22 protein-coding genes are annotated in these 22,016 nt (G+C 67.5%); 12 read left to right on the plus strand and 10 right to left on the minus strand.

Annotation, left to right across the window (positions count from 1 at the left end; all coding sequences use genetic code 11):
- The 4 genes from MLP_RS14420 (at position 1) to MLP_RS14435 (ending at position 3,377) form a co-directional block, all read left to right on the plus strand.
- A complete protein-coding gene (locus MLP_RS14420) occupies positions 1 to 276 on the plus strand; it encodes a hypothetical protein (protein ID WP_013863867.1) in 276 nt (91 codons plus the stop codon).
- Positions 277 to 299: 23 nt separating this feature from the next.
- Positions 300 to 605, plus strand: a complete 306-nt coding sequence (locus MLP_RS14425; RefSeq protein ID WP_013863868.1) for a DUF3349 domain-containing protein — start codon at positions 300 to 302, stop codon at positions 603 to 605.
- A gap of 163 nt (positions 606 to 768) precedes the next feature.
- Positions 769 to 2,793, plus strand: a complete 2,025-nt coding sequence (locus MLP_RS28020) for a hypothetical protein (protein ID WP_013863869.1) — start codon at positions 769 to 771, stop codon at positions 2,791 to 2,793.
- A 113-nt stretch (positions 2,794 to 2,906) separates the two neighbouring features.
- Positions 2,907 to 3,377: a fibronectin type III domain-containing protein gene (locus MLP_RS14435; RefSeq protein ID WP_013863870.1), complete on the plus strand. Its 471-nt coding sequence runs from the start codon at positions 2,907 to 2,909 to the stop codon at positions 3,375 to 3,377.
- Between the two features lie 11 nt (positions 3,378 to 3,388).
- Here MLP_RS14435 and MLP_RS14440 read toward each other — a convergent pair whose 3' ends face one another.
- Entirely contained in the window at positions 3,389 to 5,107 is a 1,719-nt protein-coding gene (locus tag MLP_RS14440; RefSeq protein ID WP_231851316.1) for an acyl-CoA mutase large subunit family protein, read from the minus strand.
- A gap of 93 nt (positions 5,108 to 5,200) precedes the next feature.
- Here MLP_RS14440 and MLP_RS14445 point away from each other — a divergent pair, with 93 nt between their 5' ends.
- Positions 5,201 to 6,364, plus strand: a complete 1,164-nt coding sequence (locus MLP_RS14445) for an acylneuraminate cytidylyltransferase (protein WP_013863872.1) — start codon at positions 5,201 to 5,203, stop codon at positions 6,362 to 6,364.
- On the opposite strand, the gene MLP_RS14450 is transcribed toward MLP_RS14445, so the two are convergent.
- The 6 genes from MLP_RS14450 to MLP_RS14470 all read right to left on the minus strand — a co-directional run bounded on the left by MLP_RS14450 (position 6,349) and on the right by MLP_RS14470 (position 11,016).
- Positions 6,349 to 7,497: a DUF6716 putative glycosyltransferase gene (locus tag MLP_RS14450; protein ID WP_013863873.1), complete on the minus strand. Its 1,149-nt coding sequence runs from the start codon at positions 7,495 to 7,497 to the stop codon at positions 6,349 to 6,351. The two genes, MLP_RS14445 and MLP_RS14450, sit on opposite strands and share 16 nt — an antisense overlap.
- Before the next feature lie 3 nt (positions 7,498 to 7,500).
- Positions 7,501 to 8,010 carry a MarR family winged helix-turn-helix transcriptional regulator gene (locus MLP_RS14455; protein WP_013863874.1) on the minus strand — a complete coding sequence of 170 codons (510 nt, stop codon included), beginning with the start codon at positions 8,008 to 8,010 and terminating at the stop codon, positions 7,501 to 7,503.
- Positions 8,007 to 8,543 carry a PH domain-containing protein gene (locus MLP_RS14460; protein WP_041792444.1) on the minus strand — a complete coding sequence of 179 codons (537 nt, stop codon included), beginning with the start codon at positions 8,541 to 8,543 and terminating at the stop codon, positions 8,007 to 8,009. Before MLP_RS14460 ends, MLP_RS14455 begins: the two co-directional genes overlap by 4 nt.
- Before the next feature lie 14 nt (positions 8,544 to 8,557).
- The gene (locus MLP_RS28335) at positions 8,558 to 8,722 is read right to left on the minus strand and encodes a hypothetical protein (RefSeq protein ID WP_172641576.1); all 165 of its coding nucleotides are present in this window, start codon (positions 8,720 to 8,722) and stop codon (positions 8,558 to 8,560) included.
- 123 nt (positions 8,723 to 8,845) lie between these two features.
- Positions 8,846 to 9,826 carry a methylmalonyl Co-A mutase-associated GTPase MeaB gene (meaB, locus tag MLP_RS14465; protein WP_013863877.1) on the minus strand — a complete coding sequence of 327 codons (981 nt, stop codon included), beginning with the start codon at positions 9,824 to 9,826 and terminating at the stop codon, positions 8,846 to 8,848.
- Positions 9,823 to 11,016: an acetyl-CoA C-acetyltransferase gene (locus tag MLP_RS14470; RefSeq protein WP_013863878.1), complete on the minus strand. Its 1,194-nt coding sequence runs from the start codon at positions 11,014 to 11,016 to the stop codon at positions 9,823 to 9,825. Before MLP_RS14470 ends, meaB begins: the two co-directional genes overlap by 4 nt.
- A 238-nt stretch (positions 11,017 to 11,254) precedes the next feature.
- Between MLP_RS14470 and MLP_RS14475 the strand changes: the two genes are divergently transcribed.
- Positions 11,255 to 12,469 carry a DivIVA domain-containing protein gene (locus MLP_RS14475; protein WP_013863879.1) on the plus strand — a complete coding sequence of 405 codons (1,215 nt, stop codon included), beginning with the start codon at positions 11,255 to 11,257 and terminating at the stop codon, positions 12,467 to 12,469.
- A 96-nt stretch (positions 12,470 to 12,565) separates the two neighbouring features.
- Positions 12,566 to 13,699, plus strand: a complete 1,134-nt coding sequence (locus MLP_RS26485) for a DivIVA domain-containing protein (RefSeq protein WP_013863880.1) — start codon at positions 12,566 to 12,568, stop codon at positions 13,697 to 13,699.
- A gap of 5 nt (positions 13,700 to 13,704) precedes the next feature.
- Here the strand turns inward: MLP_RS26485 and nucS are convergent, their stop codons facing one another.
- The gene (gene nucS / locus MLP_RS14485) at positions 13,705 to 14,412 is read right to left on the minus strand and encodes an endonuclease NucS (protein WP_013863881.1); all 708 of its coding nucleotides are present in this window, start codon (positions 14,410 to 14,412) and stop codon (positions 13,705 to 13,707) included.
- Between the two features lie 202 nt (positions 14,413 to 14,614).
- Between nucS and MLP_RS14490 the strand changes: the two genes are divergently transcribed.
- Together MLP_RS14490 and MLP_RS14495 are read left to right on the plus strand one after the other, a co-directional pair.
- Positions 14,615 to 15,565, plus strand: coding sequence for an alpha/beta fold hydrolase (locus tag MLP_RS14490; RefSeq protein ID WP_331440686.1), 951 nt, complete (start codon positions 14,615 to 14,617; stop codon positions 15,563 to 15,565).
- 29 nt (positions 15,566 to 15,594) lie between these two features.
- Entirely contained in the window at positions 15,595 to 15,795 is a 201-nt protein-coding gene (locus MLP_RS14495) for a hypothetical protein (protein WP_013863884.1), read from the plus strand.
- Positions 15,796 to 15,823: 28 nt separating this feature from the next.
- Here MLP_RS14495 and MLP_RS14500 read toward each other — a convergent pair whose 3' ends face one another.
- Positions 15,824 to 16,567: a peptidylprolyl isomerase gene (locus tag MLP_RS14500; RefSeq protein WP_013863885.1), complete on the minus strand. Its 744-nt coding sequence runs from the start codon at positions 16,565 to 16,567 to the stop codon at positions 15,824 to 15,826.
- A gap of 114 nt (positions 16,568 to 16,681) precedes the next feature.
- Here MLP_RS14500 and MLP_RS14505 point away from each other — a divergent pair, with 114 nt between their 5' ends.
- The 3 genes from MLP_RS14505 (at position 16,682) to MLP_RS27470 (ending at position 18,733) form a co-directional block, all read left to right on the plus strand.
- Positions 16,682 to 17,299, plus strand: coding sequence for a cob(I)yrinic acid a,c-diamide adenosyltransferase (locus tag MLP_RS14505; RefSeq protein WP_013863886.1), 618 nt, complete (start codon positions 16,682 to 16,684; stop codon positions 17,297 to 17,299).
- 250 nt (positions 17,300 to 17,549) lie between these two features.
- The gene (locus tag MLP_RS14510) at positions 17,550 to 17,843 is read left to right on the plus strand and encodes a transposase (protein WP_013861031.1); all 294 of its coding nucleotides are present in this window, start codon (positions 17,550 to 17,552) and stop codon (positions 17,841 to 17,843) included.
- A 20-nt stretch (positions 17,844 to 17,863) separates the two neighbouring features.
- Positions 17,864 to 18,733, plus strand: a complete 870-nt coding sequence (locus tag MLP_RS27470) for an IS3 family transposase (RefSeq protein WP_041790759.1) — start codon at positions 17,864 to 17,866, stop codon at positions 18,731 to 18,733.
- Positions 18,734 to 20,977: 2,244 nt separating this feature from the next.
- On the opposite strand, the gene MLP_RS14525 is transcribed toward MLP_RS27470, so the two are convergent.
- Entirely contained in the window at positions 20,978 to 21,979 is a 1,002-nt protein-coding gene (locus MLP_RS14525) for a glycoside hydrolase family 5 protein (RefSeq protein ID WP_013863889.1), read from the minus strand.
- Between the last annotated feature and the right edge of the window lie 37 nt (positions 21,980 to 22,016).

Genomic DNA, 22,016 nt, shown 5'->3' on the forward strand with positions numbered 1-22,016 from the left:
ATGGACATCGTCATGAAGACCGTCAACGCTCTGTGGCAGGTCATCGCCGTCGGGCTCCTGCTCGGTGCCGGCCTGCCCGCCCTGTTCTCCCTCGGCATGCGGTCGTTGGAACGCGGCCGAGTGCCGGCTCCGGCAGGTGTCACCACGGCCAGCGCTGACGGCACCGTCGCCAGCACCAGCGGCAAGATCGGCGCGGGGATCTGCTTCGCCGTCACCATCCTGGCCGTGCTGTTCGGCATCGTGGTGATCATCTTCGGCAAGCAGCTCTTCCACTGAACGAGCCGACTAAACTCACCCAGATGGCGTTACCTGGCTTCCTCGGCTCGATCGTGACGTGGCTGCGCGCCGGCTATCCCGAAGGGATCCCGGAAAGCGACTACATCCCACTGCTGGCCGTCCTTGCCCGGCGGCTCAGCAATGACGAGGTCCAGCAGGTGGCCCGGGAGCTCATCGCGGCTGGTGAGCTTCCGGTCGACCACATCGACATCGGCGCTGTGATCATCAAATTCACCGATGAACTCCCCCGCGATGAGGACGTCGACCGTGTCCGCGACAAGCTCATCGCGCACGGCTGGCCACTGACTGAACAGCCTCGAGAGAGCTGACCGAACGGTCTCGTTAGATTTGCACGCACCTCGCGCTCGATGAGCATATTTTTGGCAGCCGATTCTTTCTGAACTGATTCTTGGAAACGTGTACGTGACGCGCGGAATCCTGCTCTACTTCCACTGGAACCAAGCCCGTTTCCCATGAGCCATGAGGAGAGCCATGAGGCGTCTACGGACTCGATCGAAACTCGGTGCCACAGTCGCGGCGGCAGTGACCGCCGTCGCACTGATCGGCACCATGGGTGGCCTGCCGCCGACGGCAGCAGCCGACCCAGCACCTGCCACAACCGGCGGTCCAGGCACCGTCGACAGCGAAGCCGGCGGTCCGGTGAAGGCCGCGGTCAGTGGCACCGCACCCAAGGCATTCAAGACCTACCAGTTGAAGGGCGGCTATGTCGCGGGCGGCATCAGCCTCCGTAACCGCGGCTCCGGCAAGATCAAGATCAGCGGCATCCCGAGCGGCTCCAAGATCAAGGGCGCCTACCTGCTCTGGTCGGTGCTCGGCAAGAGCGAGGGTTCGGCGTTCAAGAAGGGCACCTTTGCCGGCAAGAAGATCACCGGCACCAAGGTCGGCTCCGGCGACGGGCCGTGCTGGCCGGACGGACCCAAGGGGTACGCGTACCGCGCCAATGTCACCAAGAAGGTCAAGGGCAACGGGACGTTCAAGCTCAAGGGCTTCGCCTCCGGCATCAAGAACGCGGCCGATCCCTGGGTGACCAGCAAGGCTCCGCTGGCCGAAGGTGCCTCGCTCGTTGTGGTGTACGAGAAGTCCACCTACCCGCTCACGAAGGTGGTCCTGTCCAACGGCTACGCGATGGTCACCAACGACACGGCCACCACGACAGTGCCGTTCGGCTTCGCGGCCACCAACCCGGTCGGCGCGGTGAAGACCACCTTCATCGGCGGCGACGGGCAGTTGGCCGGTGAGCCGGCGAGCACCGTCAACGGGGTCCCGATCGCCGCCGCCGACTGGGACGGCACCGACGGCCCGACGCCCCGCTACTCCCAGGGCAATCTCTGGGACACCGACACCGTGAACCTGGTCAACGTGGTCAAGCCCGGTAACACCTCGGCTCAGATCACCGTCTCCGGTGGTCCCGACTGCCTGGCCTGGGTCGGCCAAGCCTTCTCGATCGGGGTCAAGGGCACGGCCGACACCGACGGCGACAAGCTGCTCGACGGCTGGGAGGCCAACGGCTACGACTACAACGGTGACGGCGTCATCGATGTGAATCTGCCTGCGATGGGTGCCAACCCGCTCCGCAAGGACCTGTTCGTCGAGATGGACTACATGAGCGACGCGCTGCTGCCTGCGGCCGCTGATCTCAACCGGATCGTGAACGTGTTCGCCACTGCGCCGCAGGCCAAGAACCCGAACGGTCAGACCGGCATCAGGCTGCACCTGGACGCCGGAGCTGCCCGCGGTGCCGCCTACAACCTGGGTGGTGGCAACCCGGTGCCCTTCGACTTCGACCTGAACCCGGTCGTGCCGCAGTTCAAGGCCATCAAGGCCTCCAACTTCGACTCCACGGCACGGGCGAAGATCTTCTACTACATGATCTGGGGCAACGGCTACGACGGCGGCACCAGCAGTGGCAATGCCTTTGCCATCCCGAGTGACAGCTTCCTGGTCTCGCTGGGACGCTGGCCCAGCGGCGGCACCCCGGATCAGCGGGTCGGCACCTTCGTGCACGAGTTCGGTCACGCACTCGGCCAGAAGCACGGCGGCAACGATCACTCCAACTACAAGCCCAACTACCTGAGTGTGATGAACTACTCGTTCCAGCTCGGCGGTGTGATGCGCACCAATGGCACGAGGTACTTCGGCTACTCATCGTTCAAGCTGCCCAGCCTGAATGAGACGAACCTGAACGAGAAGAAGGGGCTGCGCAGCAAGCTGGCCAAGCCCTACCGCACCCAGTGGGTCTGCCCCAACTACACGTTCAAGATCGGCGGTCGCTCCGACAAGAACCTGGACTGGACGTGCAACGGCAAGCTGGCCAAGAAGGTGAAGGCCGACATCAATGGTGACGGCTATCTGTCGACGCTCGGCACCTACAACAACTGGGGCAACATCGTCTACGGCGGCGGCGCCGTCGGTGGCGGCCCAGCGGTGATGAGCAATTCGATGAAGATCATGCCGGAGCTGACCCTCGAAGAGCACGAGGAGCATCAGCATCGCTGAGCCCAGGTGACTGGGAACGCAGCATCGGCGGTGGTCGTTCTCCCTTGTGGAGGGCGGCCACCGCCCCGTTTCTGAAGGTCCTGTTCGACAGGCCTGTTCGGAAGGTAGGGATCATGATCACCATCCGCTCTGCCGCTCGTCCCCTCGCGTTGCTGCTGCTGGTCACCGCCCTGGCGGCGTGCCAGTCCGGCACCGACTCGGCGCCGGCCGCCTCACCGGCACCCTCGCAAGTCGCGAGTCCCAATCCGACCCAGGAGCTCACCCTGGAGGAGGCCGAGGCGATGCACCCGCCGGCACCGACCGCGGTCAAGGCCGAAGTCACCGCCGACAAGTCGGTGCGGATCACTTGGCAAACCCCGCCGGCGCCCACCGTCACACCGCGCTTCAGCGAGAAGATCGTCGAATACCGGATCCATCGCCGCGGGCCGGGCGAACTCGAGATGCGCCAGATCGGCACCAGCAAGACCCTCGAGTTCGTCGACAAGACTCCCGGCAAGGGGGACTTCGCCTACGTGGTGACCGCGGTCCACGAGAACAACGTCGAGAGCACGGCTTCCGATCCGGCCGCCGAGGTCAAGATCTAGAACGTCACCGTCTAGAAACGGGCCGTCTCGGTGTAGGTGCCCCATTCCTCGCGGAGCACGTCGCAGATCTCGCCCAAGGTTGCTTCGGCCCGGGCCGCGGCCAGCATGGGCAGGACCAGATTCTCATCGGATGTCTGAGCCGCCCGGCGCAGCTCGGCCAGAGTCTGAGCGACCAGGGTGTCATCCCGGGCCGCCCGCCGGTCGGCGAGCACGGCGCGCTGGGCAAGCTCGACCTCGTGGCTGACCCGCAGGATCTCGACCTCGCCCGACACGGTCGCGGTATGGACGTTGACCCCGACGATCCGCTTGTCACCCTTCTCCAGCATCGTCTGGTACGTGAATGCGGCGTCGGCGATCTCGGAGGTGAACCAGCCGTCCTCGATCCCGCGCAGCAGCCCGGCGGTCACCGGTCCGATCGGATGGGCGGCTTCCTCTCCCCCGCCCAACTCGATGATCTGCGCGAAGATTCGCTCGGCGGCCGCCTCGATCTCATCGGTGAGCGCCTCGACATACCACGACCCGCCCAACGGATCGGCGACATTGGTCACCCCGGTCTCGGCGGCCAACACCTGCTGGGTGCGCAGCGCGATCTCGGCCGACGACTCGGTCGGCAGGGCGAGCGTCTCGTCCAGCGCGTTGGTGTGCAGCGAGTTGGTGCCGCCGAGCACGGCGGCCAGTGCTTCCACAGCGGTCCGTACGACGTTGTTGTAGGGCTGTTGGGCGGTCAGCGAGACGCCGGCGGTCTGGGTGTGGAACCGCAGCCACTGAGCCTTGGCCGTGGTCGCGCCGAACCGGTCGCGCATCCAGCGCGCCCAGATCCGCCGCGCAGCCCGGAACTTGGCGATCTCCTCGAAGAAATCGATGTGGGCATCGAAGAAGAAGCTCAGCCCGGGTGCGAACGCCTCGACATCCAGCCCTCGGGACAGCCCCAACTCGACATAGCCGAAGCCGTCGGCCAGCGTGAACGCAAGCTCCTGCGCGGCCGTCGAGCCTGCTTCGCGAATGTGATAGCCCGACACGCTCAACGGCTTGTACGCCGGCACCTCGGCCAGGCAGAACTCCATCAGATCGCCGATCAGCCGCAGGTGCGGCTCCGGCGCGAACAGCCACTCCTTCTGAGCGATGTACTCCTTGTAGATGTCGGTCTGCAAGGTGCCGTTGAGCTGACCGATCGGCACCCCTTGGCGCTCCGCTGCGACCAGATACATGCAGAAGATCGGCACCGCCGGTCCGGAGATCGTCATCGACGTGGTCACCGAGCCGAGGTCGATGCCGTCGAACAGCACGTCCATGTCGGCGGCCGAATCGATCGCCACCCCGCAGTGCCCGACCTCGCCCAGGCTGCGCGGGTCGTCGGAATCACGCCCCATCAAGGTCGGCATGTCGAAGGCGACACTCAGTCCGCCGCCGCCCGCATCCAGGATCATCCGATAGCGCTCGTTGGTCTGCTGGGCGTTGCCGAAGCCGGCGAACTGCCGGATCGTCCACTCGCGGCCGCGATAGCCGGTCGGATACAGCCCCCGGGTGTACGGGAACTCCCCCGGCCAGCCGATCCGCGGCATTCGCGGATCTGCGTCCTCGTCGACCGGCCCGTAGACCGGGTCCACCTCGGCGCCGGACAGGGTGGTGAAGTCGGCCGACCGGATCCGCCCGGCGCGCTCGGCGGCGGCGTATGCGGCCCGCCAACGTTCCCGGCCTGAAGCTGCGGGTGGCTCGGAACTCTGCATCATCGAAACCTCCACCCAAATACTAGGACATCCTAGTAAATAGCGTTGCCCACCTCGTTCACCACCTCGTCATGCAAGCTCCGTACGGTCTCGCGAGTGAGGCCACATGTCGTCGCCGTGATCCCTGCCCGCGGCGGATCCAAGGGCGTGCCGGGCAAGAATCTGCGCCGCGTGGGCGGTGTGTCCCTGGTGGCGCGCGCCCTCGCGGCGTGTCTGGCGGCCGACCGGATCGACGCCGTGCACGTCTCCACCGATTCGGCAGAGATCGCCGCAGAGGCCCGGGCGGCCGGTGCCGGAGTGATCGAACGACCGGCCGAGCTGGCGGGCGACCAGGCCAGCTCGGAGTCGGCCCTGTGTCACGCGCTCGACACACTGGCCGGCCAGGGCATCGAGGTCGGGGTGTTGGTCTTCGTCCAGTGCACCAGTCCGTTCATCCGATCGGCCGACCTGGACGCCGCCGTCGGCATGGTGGCTTCCGGTGCGGCAGACTCGGTCTTCGCCGCGGTCGACAGCCACGCCTTCCTCTGGCGACCGACCGGCGACACGGTCGTCGGGGTCAACCACGACGTGGCTCGACGGCTGCGCCGCCAGGACCGGGCACCCGAGTTCCGGGAGACCGGCGCCTTCTACGCATTTCGGGCCGACCTGTTCACCCAGGTCCGCCATCGCTTCTTCGGCCGGACGAAGGTCGTCCTGGTCCCGGAGCTGACCACACTGGAGATCGACACCGAGGCCGACCTCGAACAGGCCCGTGCCCTCGCGCCCCTCCTCGATCCACGGCCGCCCGCGCTCCCGGTCGCGGCAATCGCCACCGACTTCGACGGCGTGCACACCGACGACCGGGTGCTAGTGGACCAGGACGGAGTCGAGACGGTGCGGGTCTCCCGTTCCGACGGGCTGGGCATCTCGCTGCTCCGTCAGGCCGGCATCGGCTTCGTGATCGTGTCCAAGGAGCGCAACCCGGTGGTCGGGGCCCGGGCAGCCAAACTCGGCGTGGACGTGCTGCAGGGCATCGACAACAAGGCGCACGCACTCGGGGTCTGGCTGACCGAGCGAGGGCTGGACGCCCGCGAGATCGCCTACGTCGGCAACGACCTCAATGACCTTCCGGTGATGGCCTCGGTCGGCTGGCCGATCGCCGTGGCCGACGCCCATCCGCTGGTACGCCGAGCGGCACGGCTGGTGCTCGAACGCAACGGCGGAGCTGGAGCGGTCCGCGAGGTCTGCGATCTGGTGTTGGCGTCTCAGCCAACCCGCTGAGCCCCGGGTCGGGTCCGCCGCAGCACCCAGGACGGCACCGCCAGACGCGCGACGGAGCGAGCGGTGGCCAGGTTCGGCGGCGGACCTGAGGGGCGCGGCAAACCAGCCGTTCGCCGCCTCGCAACCAGGTCCTTGAGCCGCTCGACCAGGTCGTCCTCCGCGGCCGGGTGGAAATAGTTGTCGACCAGCCACCTCGGATCGGGGGTGAAGGCGCGACCGGCCCGAAGATCTGCCAGGGTGCCCAGACAGCCCGAACCCTCGAAGACCGAATTGATCATCGCTGTGTTGACACCGAAGTCGGTCAGCACGACGACCGGCAGTCCCCGGTCGATCGCCTCCAACGCCGCGGTCGAGGAGACGGTGATCAGACTCCGCGCGGTGCTCAGTGCGCGGTGCATGGGCCCGGCGACGAGCCGTACCGAGTCCGCGCGCACCGCACCGCGAGCCGCCAGATCACGCCACAACTCGGCGTACCCGTGGACTTCGTGGTGAGTCTGCCGCTCACCGGGAAGCGCCCGGACCTTGACCACCGCCGAACCGGCCGGGATCAGCTCGCTGAGGGCGAGCAGGATCGCCTCCCGATCGGTCGGCCGTCGCGGCACCTTGGCCTGGGCTGCGAACACCACGTCGCGACGCGGCCCCGAAACGGGGTCGGCAGGCCCGGTGAGAAACGGGAACCGGCCCAGCGCGACCCTCATTCCCGGAGCCCGAGTCGTCGCGAGCGCCGCGAACTCCGTCCGCTCCCGGCGGCTGTGCGCCACGATCAGGTCACAGCCCCGACGGAACTCGATCGCCTTCTCCGACGCCGGCACGGCGATGCCCGGCAGCCCGGTCACCAGCACCGGCCGACGACGTCGCCGACACGCCGGCAGCCCAGCCAGCACCTGGACGGTCGGCCCGGTGCAGGCCAGCAGCAGCACATCGGGCGGATCCCGCACCAGCGAGGCATGCAAGGCGGCCAGCGACACCGGGGGCACCTCGACCCCGGCGGCATCGAACGTCTGCGCTCTCGACGGCGAGATCGGAGACTTCACCACGGCCTGTCGCCGGTCCCACTGAGCGGGCAGCCGATCGAGGGTCGCGGCGCTCCACTTCAGATAGGAGTCGGCGTCGGCGACCGCCAAGACGCGCACCGGTCAGAAGTCGCCGGCGGCTGCCCGCGGCGGAGCGAGCAGCTGGGTCAGCTCGTCACACTGCTCGTCGGTCAACGATGACAACGCGAACTGGGCCGAGACGATCGCATCGGTCGCCTGTTGCAGCACCTGGCGACCCTCAGGCGTGATCGAGGCGAGCACCGCGCGACCGTCCTCAGGATGCGGCGTGCGCTGGATCAGTCCGGCGCTCTCCAGCCGCTTGACCAGCGGGGTGACCGAGGTGGCGTGCACCTGGAGTCGCTCGCCGATCTTGCCCAGCGGCAACGCTCCACGCCGGGAGAAGGAGAGCAGCACCAGCACCTCGTACCGTGCGAAGGTCAGTCCGAGCGGACGCAACAGCTCATCCAACTCGGTCAGCACCAACTGGTGCACCCGCATCAACGAGGTCACCGCCCGCATCCGGGGGGTCTCCTCCCAGCGCAGTCCCCAGAGCCGGGACGCCTCCTGGATCGGGTCGAACGGCAGCCGATGGCGTTCGGTGCTAGTCGTCACGTGCCGTCGTCCTTCGTGGAATTCACCGTGGTCGGCCCGGTGCCGAGCCCAGCCTCATGGATCACCCGCTGGATCAGCCGCTCCCGCTCATCGATCTCGGGCACCCACTTGATTTCACGGAGCCCCTGGTCCTGCGCAGCGGACTCAAAGACGAAGTGACCGTAGCCCAGGATCCGCCCGATGAATGGCCGATCCACGGTGATGTCCAGGATCCGGGTCAACGGCATGCTCGCACGCACCTGGCTGATGGTTCCGTAGACCCGATAGACCTTCTGATTGGTGACCACGAATCGGTCGCGATACTGGTCGGCCAGCCGCCACAACGCCTGGGCCACCACCCCGAGCGGCAGCAGCATGGCCACCCAGAAGAACCAGGAGGTGAAGACGAACGAACTCGCCAAGAACCACAGACCGATGCAGAGCCGAGTGATCGGCCAGATGCCGGCAGCCCAGTGCCGGACCACCTCGTCGCGCATCAGCTCGCCGTCTTCGACCAGTACGTATCGCTCGACCCGGGGGTCGAGCCACTCCATCGGCCCGGCCACGGCTAGCCGGCGAGTGCGTTGAAGAAGGTGATGATGGAGTTGACGGCGTTACCCACGGCCGATGCGGCACCGCGAACGGCGGCCGCCGCCCCCTCTGGCTGATTCACCAGGTAGAAGAGCACGAAACCGATCACCAGGACCGTCAGCAGTCGCTTGATCCACTTCATGTGCGTCACCTCCCCGGTTGCTCGCGCATAGCCACAGCACGAGGGTGCCGGGCGCTATGGATATGTCTACCGTACGCTCAGCCGCCTCTCATGCACTCCTCTCGCGCCACGCCGGGACAGACCTCATGCTGTAGTTGAGCCTGAGGGCGTCGAGACCAGCAGCCTGTCAGCGGCCGTGTATGCATCGAGGCGGCCGTTCGCCACCGCCGTTGCCAGCGCATCCAGCCCGTCCCTGCCCTGGGTCGGCACGGCGGCTCGCAACCGCGCCAGCACCAAGGACTCGACCTCGCGCCGGGCTCTGGCCAGCCGTCGTCTGGCGGTCAGACCTGATGCCGCTGCCTGGGCGAAGAACCGATCCAGCTCAGCCAGCAACTCGATGATCCCGGTGCCGTCCACCGCGACGATGCTGACCACCGGCGGCTTCCAGTCCGCCGGCGTGCGCTGCGTCAAGGCCACCATGTTCCGCAACTCACGTACCACGGCGTGTGCTCCGTCGCGATCGGCCTTGTTCACCACGAACACGTCACCGATCTCCAAGACCCCGGCCTTGGCCGCCTGGACGCCGTCCCCCATCCCAGGTGCCAGCAGGACCAGGGTGACGTCGACCTGCTCGGCCACTTCGACCTCCGACTGGCCGACACCGACGGTCTCGACCAGGACGAGATCGAAGCCGGCCGCGTCCAGCACCCGGATCGCCTGCGGCGCGGCGACGGCGAGACCGCCGAGGTGACCACGGGTCGCCATCGACCGGATGAACACCCCGTCGTCCAGGGCGTGCTGCTGCATCCGTACCCGGTCGCCCAGCAGCGCTCCGCCGGAAAACGGCGAACTGGGGTCGACGGCGAGCACCGCTACCCGCTGTCCGCGTTGACGGAGCTCGGTGACCAGCGCCGCGACCGTGGTCGACTTGCCCACTCCTGGTGCTCCGGTGAGTCCGATCACCCGTGCGCGACCCGTGTCGGGGGCCAGCGTGGCCATCAGAGCCGGCAACTCCGGCGCCTGGTTCTCCACCAGGCTGATCAGCCGGCCGATTGCCCGCGGCCGCCCTGTCCGCGCCTCCCCGATCAGCTGGTCGAGGCGACCAGTCTCGCTCGGCCTACTCATGCAGCGGTCAGGATCAGGGCGTCGCCCTGTCCGCCGCCACCACACAGGGCGGCGACCGCGCGACCGCTGCCCCGGCGCTGCAACTCGTACGCCAGATGCAGCAGCAGTCGGGCCCCGGAGGCACCGATCGGGTGGCCGAGCGCGATGGCTCCACCGTGCGGGTTCACCCGCTCATCGATCTCGCTCTCGCTCAGTCCGAGAGAGCGCGCACTGGCGATCCCGACCGCCGCGAATGCTTCGTTGATCTCGATCAGATCCAGGTCGGAGACCCTGAGCCCGGCTTTGCCGAGGGCGGTCTCGATGGCGTGTGCCGGCTGCAGCTGGAGCGAGGAGTCGGGCCCCGCCACCTGGGCGTACGCGCCGATCCGCGCCAGCACGGGCAGCCCGAGCCGCTCGGCAGCGTCGGCCGAGGCGACCACCATGGCCGCGGCCCCGTCGGAGATCGGGCTCGACGAGGCCGCGGTGATGATGCCGTCTTTGCTGAAGGCCGGTCGCAGGCCGGCCAGACTCTCAGCCGTCACACCGGACCGGATGCCCTCGTCGGCGCCCACCACCACCGGCTCACCGCGCCGCTGCGGGACCTGCACCGGAACGATCTCCTCGGCCAGCAGCCCGACGGCGGCCTCGGCACGACGGTGGGAGCGGGCCGCGAAAGCATCGGAATCGGCCCGGCTCACCTGTTGGTCGCCGGTGTTGCAGGCCTCGGTCAGCAGGCCCATCGACTGATCGGTGAACGCATCCCAGAGTCCGTCGTAGGCCATGTGGTCCCGCAGCGTGACATCGCCGTAGGTGAAGCCGGACCTCGATCCAGGCAGCAGATGAGGCGCCCGGGTCATCGACTCCATCCCACCGGCCACCACGATCTCGGCCTCCCCGGCCCGGATCAGCTGGTCGGCCTGCGCCACCGCAGCCAGCCCGGACAGACAGACCTTGTTGACGGTGATCGACGGCACCGACATCGGGATGCCACCGCGGACCGCCGCCTGGCGAGCCGGCAGTTGGCCGGCACCGGCCTGCAGCACCTGACCGAGCACCACCGCGTCGACCTGTTCACCGGCCACGCCGGCCCGCTGCAGTGCAGCCTCGATCGCCACTCCACCGAGCTCGGTGGCCGGCAAAGACGCGAGACCGCCCAACAGCTTGCCGAAAGGCGTCCGCGCACCTCCCACGATCACTGATCCAGCTGCCATCTCGCACTCCTCGTCCGTTCGCCCATGGACAGTCTGGCACCGAGTCCGGATGGCCCGGCGGGCGCGTCGACAACCCCGACCACGCCATGAGCGTCGTCCGAAGAAAGGCTTGGAAGCTGCCATATGATGCAGCCAGGACCGGCGCCGAGGGCCCCGGAATCAGCACTGCGGGTTTCCGCAAGCTCATCGAGTCGGTCCAGGCGGCGTCAGCCGGCGATCAAACGGAGGCACCACATTCATGACGTCCTCGGATAACACCGGGCTCGGACTCTTCGACGACACTGCCAGCGCCGCAGGGAACTTCCCGCTGGCGCTGCGCGGCTACGACCGAACCGCGGTCGACGACTACGTACGTGCACTCGAAGCCTCCATGGTCGGAGTGCGGCAACGCGCCCAGGAGTTGGAGGAGCGAGTCGAAGAGCTCGAGCGCCAGCTGGAGGAAAGCCGGCACAACAACGAGGTCGACTATTCCAACCTGGGCGGCCGAGCGTCCGAGATCCTGCGGCTGGCTGAGGAGCAGGCCCGGGAGGTGCTGGATCGAGCGGCCACAGACTCCGAGCGGCTGCGCGAGGATGCCCGCCGGGAGGCCGAGGCAACCCGGGCGCGGGCCAGCCGGGAGGGCGACGAGCTCAAATCCGGCGGTCTCGCCGAGATCGACCGGGTGCGGGCCAGGCTGGAGGCCGACGGGGCGAACCAGCTCGACCGCGCCAAGGCCGAGGCGGAGGCACTGCTCGCTGCCGGGCGGCGCCAGGCCGAGTCGCTGCGCCGCGAGGCCGAGCACGACGCCCAGGCGATCCGGCAGCAGACCTACCTCGACACCGAGGAACTGCGCCGGGCTGTGGAGCGTGAGATCGCCGATATCCGGCAGGAGATCGCCGTCGAGCGCGAGGACGCGCTGACCGAGCTGCGCCGGGCGCAGGAGGAGGCATCGGCGCAGACTTCGGCGCTGCTGTCCGAGGCGACCCTCTATCACGAGGAGTCGGCGGCGCGGCTGGAGGCGAACATCGCCGACGCGACCCGGATCCGCGAGGACGCCCTGAAGGAGGCCGAGCGGCTCAAGCTGACCTCGATCAAGGAGGCCGAGGACCGTCTGGCGTCGGCCCAGTCCCAGGCCACCGCGATCAGCGAACGCACCCACGCCGAGTTCGCCTGGCGCAAGGAACAGCTGCGACGGGAGACCGAGCTGCTGAGCCAGCGCAAGCAAGCGGTGCTGGCCCAGCTGGCCAGTCTGTCCGCGCTCGCGCACGAGACGGCGACCGCGTTTCCGGAGCCGAGCGGGTTCGATGACCTCGACTCCGAGGCTGAGACGGAGTCCGAGCCCGAGGAGCAGCCCTCCGACGCAGATCTGCTCGGGAGCAACTCCGGACCCAGCGAGGACCAAGTCGATCCTGACGCCACCGTGCTCATCTCCGCCGAGGAGATGGCCGAGGCCACCGATGGCTCCACCCGCTAGACCCGTACCAGAGCGTCACCTCAGCACCCGTTTCCCAGCAGCAACTCCGCATCGCATCAGCAGCACTGCAACAGCAAGACAGACAGGATCTCCGCCGTGGCGTACTCAGCCGCATCCCTTCCCTCCAGCGACTTCCCCATCCTGCGTCGCGGCTATGACCGCGAGGCCGTCGACGGTTTCGTTCGCGCTATCCAGGCTCAGGTCGCTGAGCTGGAGACCCAGACCCAGCGACTGATCAACGAGAACGGTCAGCTGCGCCATGACCTGGCCGATGCCGAGCATCGAGCCCATCCCGACTTCAACAACCTCGGCGGTCGCGCGCAGGAGATCTTGAGGGTCGCCGAGGAGCAGGCTGGGGATCTCACCGCCCAGGCCCAGCGGGAGGCCGACCGGCTGCTGGAGCAGACTGACGCCGACATCCAGACCCAGCGCGAGCGGGCGCACAACGAGCTGACCGCGGTACGGGACCAGACTCTCAGTGACCTCGACGCGCTGCGGCGCCAGGCAGAGGCTGATGCGGCCGCGATCTACGAACACGCGCGGATCGATTCCGATCAGCTGGTCTCCGCGGCCCGAGTCGAGGCGCAGGCACTGCTGGCTGAGAACGAGCGGCTGAGCGCTGCCCGGCTGGAGACGGCGCGAGTCGAGGCGCAGCAGTTGCGCGCGGCGGCCGCGGCCGATGCTGCCACCACCCGACAGCAGACTGCCGCGGAGCGCGACCGCGCCCTCACCGAGCTGAAGGCCGTACAGGACGAGGCGCAGGCTCGAATCGAAGCGCTGCTCGCCGAGTCCAGCCAACTGCAGACCGAGGCTGCCGCGCACCTCACCGACCAGACCGAGGCCGCTGCTCGGCTCCGCTCGGAGACTCTTGCCGAGGCCGAGCAGGTCAAATTGCGAGCCTTGGCCGAGGCGGAGGACATCGTGGGCCGAGCCCAAGCTCAGGCCGCCACGATCGACGAGCGGGCCCGGCAGGAGTTCGCCTGGCGGCGTCGGCAGATGCGTCGCGAGCAGGATCTGCTCGACCGCCGCAAGCAGGCCATGCTCAGCCAGCTCACCTCGCTCAGCGCGCTCGCGGCCGAGACCGCGCAGAGCCTGCCCGAGGTGCCCGACCTCGAGCTCAGCGATCTGGAGGAGACCCGGGTCAATCCGACTGTCACCCTGGAGCCGGACCTCGCCGCCGGCGACGAGACCGTGGAGATCACCGACCTCGCGTCGGCCAACAAGAAGTAGCGCTCCTAGAACAGCCGCTCGGTCGGGTCGTCCGTGCCGCGCAGCACGTCGTAGTCGACTGTGACACAGGCGATGCCCCGGTCACCGGCCAGCACCTTGGCCTGAGGCTTGATCTGCTGCGCGGCGAACATGCCCGTCACCGTGCCGAGCAGCGGATCGCGATTCAGCAGCTCGAGATAGCGGGTCAGCTGCTCGACACCGTCGATCTCACCTCGGCGCTTGACCTCCACCGCGACGTACCCGCCGTGCTGATCCCGGCAGAGCAGATCGACCGGGCCGATCGCGGTCGGGTACTCGCGGCGGACCAAGGTCCAGCCCTTGCCGAGGGTCTCCGGCTGCGCGGCAAGCAGCTCCTGCAGATGCGCCTCGACGCCGTCCTTCTGCAGCCCGGGGTCCACGCCGAGGTCGTGGCTGGAGTCGTGCAGCACCTCGGCCAGTGAGATGAGCAGCGTGTCCCCGTCTCGGCCCTTCACCTCCCACACCTCGACCAGGCTCTCCCCGGCGGGTCCCGTTCCGGCCGGTCCGGTCTCGCCCGGTCGTACGGTCAGTGTGCACGGCGGGCTCATCCAGTTCAGCGGCTTGTAGGCGCGGTCGTCGGCGTGGATGGACACCGAGCCATCAGCCTTGACCAGGATCAGTCGGGTGGCCATCGGCAGGTGGGCCGTCAGCCGCCCGGCATAGTCGACTTGGCAGCGAGCGATCAGCAAACGCACCCGGTCAACCTACCGGTCATTGTCGGCTGGGCGTTGCGCGTTCTGGGAGACTCGGACGCATGGCCCGGCGACCCAACAAGCACCTGCGACCACCGCGCCCCCTGAGCACCGGCCACGCTCGCGCGGAGCAGCGCGGCGACGGTCGCTGGATCGTACGGAATGTGCCGGGCGCCTCGGCGACCAAGACCTACCGCTGCCCAGGATGCTCCCAGACCATTCCCACGGGTACGCCGCACGTGGTCGTCTGGCCCTCCGAGCCGACCGGGTGGGCATCGGACTCCCCCGTCGAAGAGCGCCGTCACTGGCATTCCGGCTGCTGGAGCCGGCGGCGATGAACTCGCGGTCGGTGGTCGATCGAGACGCGCTGCACTACACCGAGATCGGCAGCAGCGGGCCCCGGACCCTGTTCCTGCACGGGCTGTTCGGCCAAGGCAAGAACTGGACCTCGATCGCGAAGAACCTGGCCGACCGCGCGCGAGTGATCATGGTCGACCTGCCCAACCACGGTCGATCGGGCTGGACCGAGTCGCTGACCTATACCGAGATGGCGAACGCCATCACCGACGTGCTCACCGCGGACAGCGATGAGCCGCTGAACGTGATCGGTCACTCGATGGGCGGCAAGGTCGCGATGGCCATGGCACTGCTGCGGCCGGACCTGGTGGAACGGCTTGTGGTGGCCGACATCGCGCCGGTGCGCTACGAGCGGATCAGCGGTTTCGCCGACTACGTGATGGGCATGCGCTCGATCGACCTCAGTCGGGTGCATACGCGAGGTGAGGCCGACCATGCCTTACAGCCGTACGTGCCCGACGCCGTGGTCCGCGCCTTCCTGCTGCAGAATCTCCGCCGCGACCCCAGCAGCGAGACGGGCTGGCGTTGGCAGATGAACCTCTCGCTGCTCGGCGGCAAGCTGGCCGACCTTGGTGATTGGCCGGACCTGCATGCTGCGCCGTACGACGGCCCGGTGCTGTGGATCGCCGGTGGTCGGTCGGACTACATCCGTCCTGAGTACGCCCCGGCGATGCGCACGCTGTTCCCACGTACCCAACTGATCACCATCAAGAACGCCGGCCACTGGGTGCACAGCGAACAGCCGGAGATCTTCGTCGCAGCCCTGAGGCGGTTTCTCCGGCTCGGTCCAACGGCGTAGATTGAGACCGTCACGAAGGAACTGGCACCATGTCGGATGTGATCCTCGTCGTCAGCACGGTGGTGGGCCAGCTGTTCGCACTGATCCCGCTGCAGCCGACCTCGTCCTCGCACAACGGCGGATTCCCGCTTTCAGTGCTGGCGGCCTTCTGGGCTCTTGGGTTGCTGGCCGTCGTCGCCAAGTTCGCCACCAGCAAGCCACGCAACCGGCGTCGTCCGCCCCACCGCTGACCCGCCCACCGCTGATTCGGTGGATCGGTCAGACCTTGGTCACCTTGACGATCTCGGACGGGTTGTTCGGACGACCCCCGCCCGCCGGGTTGGAGCCGTCCTGGCCCTCGGCGGCCATCCGCTCGAGGATGCCGATCCCGGACGGATCGACCTTGCCGAAGATCGTGTAGTTGGGCGTCTTGTCCAAGGCTGTGGAGTCTCGGTAGACCAGGAAGAACTGGGAGCCGTTCGTGTTGGGTCCACCATTGGCCATCGCGATGACCGCCTTGGTGTAGGACTCCGTGCCGTCCAACTCATCGGCAAATGTGTAGCCGGGGCCACCCGTGCCCATACCGGTCGGGTCACCGCACTGGAACAAGAACATGCCCGAGTCGACCAGTCGATGGCACTTGGTGCGATCGAAGAACCCCTGGTCGGCCAGCGACTCGAAGGAATGGACCGTGCAGGGTGCCCGAACCGGATCCAGCGTGATCCGGACGGTCCCCTCGGTCATCTCCAGGTCGTAGCTGACAGTGCCACTGGTCGTCACCCCGGTCGGACTCGGCGGTCGGACCGATCTGGCCGCATCGCCGGACGGCTCGTACTCACACTGCTCGGTGGCCGCCGCTCCCGACTCGCTGCCGGCCGTCGGGCTCGCTCCGCTGTCGGTGCTCGCCGACTCGCCGGTCGGCGACGCGCTCGGCCGCAGCGGGTCGTTCTCCGGGATGGTGCCGCAGGCGGCCAGGGTCAGCATGAGCAGGGTCATCGTCGAGAGCAGCCGCCGTACGCGCACAGGTTCACCCTGCCGCACCGAAGCCGTCCGACCCAGCGGCCACGCCGAGTTCGGCCCAAGCGGCCCGGTCGCGAACAGCCAGTGGCGACCAGCACAGCGACTAACATCGCTGGGGTGGTTCACCTCACCCGCATCTACACCCGCACCGGGGACGGCGGCCAGACCCGGCTGGTCGACATGTCATTGACCGAAAAGACCGATCCACGCGTGGCGGCGTACGGGGATGTCGACGAGGCCAACTCCCAGCTCGGGGTGGTGTTGACCACCCCTCAGCTGCCGGAGCCGATGCGCACCTTGCTGAGTCGCGTCCAGAACGAGCTGTTCGATGTCGGTGCCGATCTCGGCAATCCGCTGCAGGACTCGTATCGTCATGAGCCGTTGCGGGTGACACAGGACTACGTCGACCGGCTCGAGGCGGCCTGCGATCAATTCGGCGACCCGCTCCCGGCGCTCCGCTCCTTCGTGCTGCCGGGCGGCTCACCGGCCGCGGCACACCTGCATGTGGCCCGGACGATCGTCCGCCGGGCCGAACGGACGGCGTGGACCGCGGTCGAACGATGCGGGACCGAGGTGCCAGGCGGGCTCAACCTGCTGGCCCTCACCTATCTGAACCGGCTGTCCGATCTGCTGTTCATCCTGGCCCGAGCTGCCAATACTGCGGACGGCACCGACGGGGAAGTGCTCTGGGTCCCCGGTGGCGACCGGAGTTCGGAGCAGGGCGCAGCTCACTGACGCGGCGACGCGTGCGCAGTCGCGGTCAGGCGGTAGTTTCCCAGAGTTGGGTGGCCCAGTCGGTGTGGCCGAGGGTGAGGGTGCCTTGGTTGGTGGTGATCATGATCCAGCCTTGGGGTGATTGCCACAGGTAGGTGCCCGGTTCGGGTTGTTTGGACCGCCAGTTCCCGATCGTTTTGGCCCTGGACTTCCCCCCGTTTGACGGACACCTGACCTGAGGTGGCCACTGGTCACCAGGGAGGATGTCGTTGTGCCTGCTCCTCACCCGCCTGAGTTCCGCCGTCGTGCGGTCGAGCTTGCTCGTGAGCGGTCCAAGCCAGTTGCTGAGTTGGCGAAAGATCTGGGAATTTCCGAATCGTGTCTGCGTCGCTGGATGGAGCAGTCCGAGACCGACGCTGCCGGTGGTAGCGAGACGGCGTTGACCAGTCGGGAGAAGAAGGAGCTGGTCGAGCTGCGCCGGGATAAACGGCGCCTGGAGATGGAAGTCGAGATCTTGAAAAGGGCGGCCGCCTATTTTGCCCAGGAGAATGTTCTCCCAAAATAGTGTACGGGCTGGTCCATGAAATGGCCGATGACGGGATTGATGTCGCGGTGGCTTGCCGGGTGCTGAATGTGTCGCGGTCGGGATACTACGACTGGCGCGGCCGGCCTGCATCGGCACGGGAACAGGAGAACACGCTGCTGTTGAAGCTGATCGAGGAGATCCATGCCGATGAGGACATGAAGACGTACGGGGCGCCGCGGGTGCACGCCGAGCTGGTCTTGGGGCACGACCTGCAGGTGAACCAGAAGCGGGTCGCCCGGCTGATGCGCCAGGCCGGCATCCAGGGCCTGTACCGGCGGCGTCGGTCGTGGACCACGATCCGGGACCCGCACGCCATCCCCGCCAAGGACCTCGTCAACCGCCGGTTCACGGTGGACGGTCCGAACCGGTTGTGGCTGACCGACATCACCGAGCACCCGACGGTGGAGGGCAAGGTGTACTGCGCCGCGGTCATGGACGCCTGGTCCCGCCGGGTCCTGGGCTGGTCCATCGACGACAACATGCGGAAGGAGCTCGTGGTCGACGCGCTCGGGATGGCGGTGCTGCGGCGCAACCCGATGGACGTCGACAATAACACGATCATGCATTCCGATCACGGGTCGCAATTCACATCGTGGGCATTCAGTCAGAAAGTCTATGATGCCGGGCTGGTGCCGTCGATGGGCAGTGTGGGCGACTGCTACGACAATGCGATGATGGAGTCCTTCTGGGAGAGAATGCAACTCGAGCTGCTCGATTCGCAGGTATGGTTCACCCGGGACGAGCTTGCCAACGCGATGTTTCGATGGATAGAATCATGGTATAATCGGAGACGTCGGCATTCGAGTATTGGAATGCTGTCGCCGATAGAGTTTGAAACCCGTTCCACAGGGTCAGACCGTCCGGGCTGACCCTCAACCCCGAGTGTCCGTGGAACAGGGGGAACCTCAGCCCGGTGTTCACATCGGGCGAGGGGGCCGAGGGTGTGCATGCCGGTTTGTCCGGGTGGCCCGTTGTGGAGGTAGGCGGGGGTGTGATCGAGATCGGTACGGCCAGTGGTGGGTGAGTGCGGGAACACCGATCGGGGATGCCGAATCTGCATGGCACGACGCAGCCGGAGCGGCGTCTCATATCCGTCGGCGGACGCGGTCTCGGCCGGATCCACGACGGGATACACCGTGAGGTGGGCTTCGTGCTGGACCAGGAACCGTTGCAGTTGCTCGATCAGGATCGGTCCCCAGTCGGTCCGCACCACCCCGTGACCATCCCGCAGGGTCTGTTCACTGAGGTGGACGTGCAACACGACCGTGGGTGCGCACGCGGCCAACTGGGCCGGGGTCAAGGGTCGCCAACCGGGTGGCCGGAACGCCTCCGGTAATGGTGGTCGCACTGGGCCGGTCCGTGCCGGGCCGGTCCGCGCCTCACCTGTGGTAGTCGAGGTGGTCTCGGTGTCGCTGGTGTCGGGATCATCGGGATCGCTGCGTCGCGGGTTGTCGTGACCGGTGGTGTTCTGGTCGCCTGCCGTTGTGGCGCCTGTCCAGTCGCGACTGGTCTGCTTGGTGCTGGGGCGATGCCCGCCGGTTGGAGGGGTGCCGAGGCTGCCGGGATCACTTTGGCCGGCATTGTTCGGTCCGGTGTCGCCTGGACCACCGTCACTTCGACTGGGGTCTGCTTGGCCGGAATCGGCGCCACTGCTCGGCTGGTCGACCGCGGGGGTGTCGTCGCTGGCACTGTCACGGCCGGCACTGTCACGGCTGGCACTGTCACGGCTGGCACTGTCGCGGCCGGCATCACCGTCACTGGTGCCGTCGTGCTGGTGCTGAAACCAGGCCAGGTCGTCGGGATCGGGCGGCGGATCCGCCGGCCAATAGTCAGGCTCGCCGTCGGGGCCGGGTCCGGGCTGGTCGGGGCGGGGTTGGGTCCACCACTCATCCTCATCAAAGGAGGGTTGATGATAGTTGCCGTGTTGGGCGGTCTCCCAGCCTGCAGCGGGTAGGTCATCCGCCCACGGATCAGTGTCGTCGGCGGCGTGCGCAGCAGTCTGTTCCCACGGATCCCGGTGCGGGTCCGGATCGGTCGCGTGCCGAGCCAACAGGTCCAGGACCCGGGCGGGATGCGCGATCCAACCCATCGCCTTCGACATCCGCACCGGCAACGGGTCCTCATCACCCTCGTCGGCTAAACATTCCGCGACACGTTGATGCAGGGCGAGGAGCATCGCCACATCCCCGGCCTCACCCCGGGCGATCAGGGTGCGGAGCCCGTCTTCGGATTGGGTGGCGCGAACCTCACGTTTCGCGGCGATGATCTTCTCCCGCTCCCGATAGGAGGTTTCATCCACCTCGAGCATGGTGGCATCCAAGTTCTTCAGGAACGTCTGCCACGGCAACTGGGTGACCCAGCCGGCGGTCTGCTCATCCACCATCCCCACGATCGCGATCGACAGGTGGGCGGTCAGGTTCGCGATCTTCCGGGCCTGCCACGCATGGATCTCACCCGCCTGGACGCGTTCCCACAACCTGGGGAGTCGGTGCCGGACCGTCAAGGCATCAGACATCCAAGACCGGGCGGAGCCGGTCGAGGTGCCGAACGGGCCGATCAATCCCTCAGGGGCGAACTCCGCGACCGGCGGTGTCCCGACCGGGCCGATCTTGACGAGCCGTTCGACCAACACCCCACCCTCGAGATGATCCACCTCCGAATGCGCGTCGGCCCACGCGGCGGCCACCACAAGCTTGCGACAACCCCACCGTTTCGACTGCTGCTCGGCCCGGGCGGCGAGGTCGGCCAGGGCGCGCCGGTCCCCCAGCGCCGCCTCCAACCGATCCTCGAACATGTCACCCATTCTAGTCGAACAGGTGTGCGATGACTAGTGTTTGAGCCCATGTTTTTCCTGTCCACACACGGGAAACACTTGTCATCCGCCTGGGCAAGTCGGCGGGTTCCCGTGGGATGCTGGATCCGCTCGCGGTCGTCTGTGGCCCGTGGGTGCGAAACGTACCGGCGGCCCGCCTGGCACGCGATCGTTTGTGGCCCGCGGGCGCGAAACGTACCCACAGCCCGCATGTGTCGCGATCGTCTGTGGCCCCGGGGTCGCGAAACGTACCCGCGCCCCGCCGGTCGTCGTCGCGAGTGGGCCCAACAGATGAGACCCATCAGATGCAGATGACGCCGGTCTCGACCTGGTGGCGGAAGTTCCAGTCATCCCGGGTGGCGGTCTTGTACGACCAGTAGCACCAGCCCAGGGCGCCGGCATAACCCTCGAGCTGGGCATCGACGTAGCGGCGAGCGAGATCGGCGGGTGACTCCGCCCGGCCAGTCAGTGCCCTCGGATCCATCCCGGCGCTCCACTCGCCGACCAGGACCGGCTGATGTCGCTGCAGCCGCGCGATCAGCTTCGCCCGCCGCCGGGCCTTGACGAGGTGCTGCTCGTAGGTCTTGCGGGTGTCCCACGGATAGAACGCCTGGTAGAAGTGGCAGTCCAGGACGACGGGGAAGTCGGGACTTGATCGCAGCGAGCCAGAGGTGAGCAAGGGCACGAATCCGTCCGAGAACACCACATGGGTTCCGGGGCGCAGCACTTCGGTCAACCGTCGGTATGCCCGGTGGTGGAACTCCCACAGCCGCCAGATCCGCAGATCCATCGGCTCGTTCAGCATTTCGATCCCCCACAGCGCGGCATGTCCGGCATAGCGCTCGGCCAGCCCGATCAGCGCCTCGAGACTGTCTTCCCGGTGCGCCGCCAGCCGGTAGAACGATCGAGGGCCGACCAGACCGCTGTGATCGCGACCGTTCTGCGACCCGGTCGCGCCATGCAGATCGAGCAGCACCTTCAGTCCGTATGTCTGCGCCCAGTCCATCGCCGCATCCAGCAGGTCCACCGAGGAGAGGTACGGCGGTGCCTCCCGGACCGCCCAATGCCCGACCGGCAGCCGGACCAGATCCAGCCCGTGCTCGGCGATCCAGGCGAAGTCAGCCTCGGTGATGAAGGTCTCCCGATGCCGCCGGATGATCTCGCGCCCGCCAGGGATCTGCACCAGGGTGTGTTCGTCGACCGCGTTGCTGTCGGCGAACAGGCCCGGAGTCATCCAGGGTTCGACGACGAGCCAACCACCCAGGTTGACGCCCCTGAACTGATCGGACCTTCGCTGCTGCACCCGGCAAGTATGGCCCGCTTCACCGGCGGCGACGAAC

Source organism: Microlunatus phosphovorus NM-1, assembly GCF_000270245.1.
Taxonomy (GTDB): domain Bacteria; phylum Actinomycetota; class Actinomycetes; order Propionibacteriales; family Propionibacteriaceae; genus Microlunatus; species Microlunatus phosphovorus.

What these genes read in the sequence shown, in the direction of transcription:
- MLP_RS14420 (WP_013863867.1), top strand. Translation starts at nt 1, where the DNA reads ATGGACATCGTCATGAAGACCGTCAACGCTCTGTGGCAGGTCATCGCC.
- MLP_RS14425 (WP_013863868.1), top strand. Translation starts at nt 300, where the DNA reads ATGGCGTTACCTGGCTTCCTCGGCTCGATCGTGACGTGGCTGCGCGCC.
- MLP_RS28020 (WP_013863869.1), top strand. Translation starts at nt 769, where the DNA reads ATGAGGCGTCTACGGACTCGATCGAAACTCGGTGCCACAGTCGCGGCG.
- MLP_RS14435 (WP_013863870.1), top strand. Translation starts at nt 2,907, where the DNA reads ATGATCACCATCCGCTCTGCCGCTCGTCCCCTCGCGTTGCTGCTGCTG.
- MLP_RS14440 (WP_231851316.1), bottom strand. Translation starts at nt 5,107, where the DNA reads ATGATGCAGAGTTCCGAGCCACCCGCAGCTTCAGGCCGGGAACGTTGG.
- MLP_RS14460 (WP_041792444.1), bottom strand. Translation starts at nt 8,543, where the DNA reads ATGGAGTGGCTCGACCCCCGGGTCGAGCGATACGTACTGGTCGAAGAC.
- MLP_RS28335 (WP_172641576.1), bottom strand. Translation starts at nt 8,722, where the DNA reads ATGAAGTGGATCAAGCGACTGCTGACGGTCCTGGTGATCGGTTTCGTG.
- meaB (WP_013863877.1), bottom strand. Translation starts at nt 9,826, where the DNA reads ATGAGTAGGCCGAGCGAGACTGGTCGCCTCGACCAGCTGATCGGGGAG.
- MLP_RS14470 (WP_013863878.1), bottom strand. Translation starts at nt 11,016, where the DNA reads ATGGCAGCTGGATCAGTGATCGTGGGAGGTGCGCGGACGCCTTTCGGC.
- MLP_RS14475 (WP_013863879.1), top strand. Translation starts at nt 11,255, where the DNA reads ATGACGTCCTCGGATAACACCGGGCTCGGACTCTTCGACGACACTGCC.
- MLP_RS14490 (WP_331440686.1), top strand. Translation starts at nt 14,615, where the DNA reads ATGCTCCCAGACCATTCCCACGGGTACGCCGCACGTGGTCGTCTGGCC.
- MLP_RS14495 (WP_013863884.1), top strand. Translation starts at nt 15,595, where the DNA reads ATGTCGGATGTGATCCTCGTCGTCAGCACGGTGGTGGGCCAGCTGTTC.
- MLP_RS27470 (WP_041790759.1), top strand. Translation starts at nt 17,864, where the DNA reads ATGGCCGATGACGGGATTGATGTCGCGGTGGCTTGCCGGGTGCTGAAT.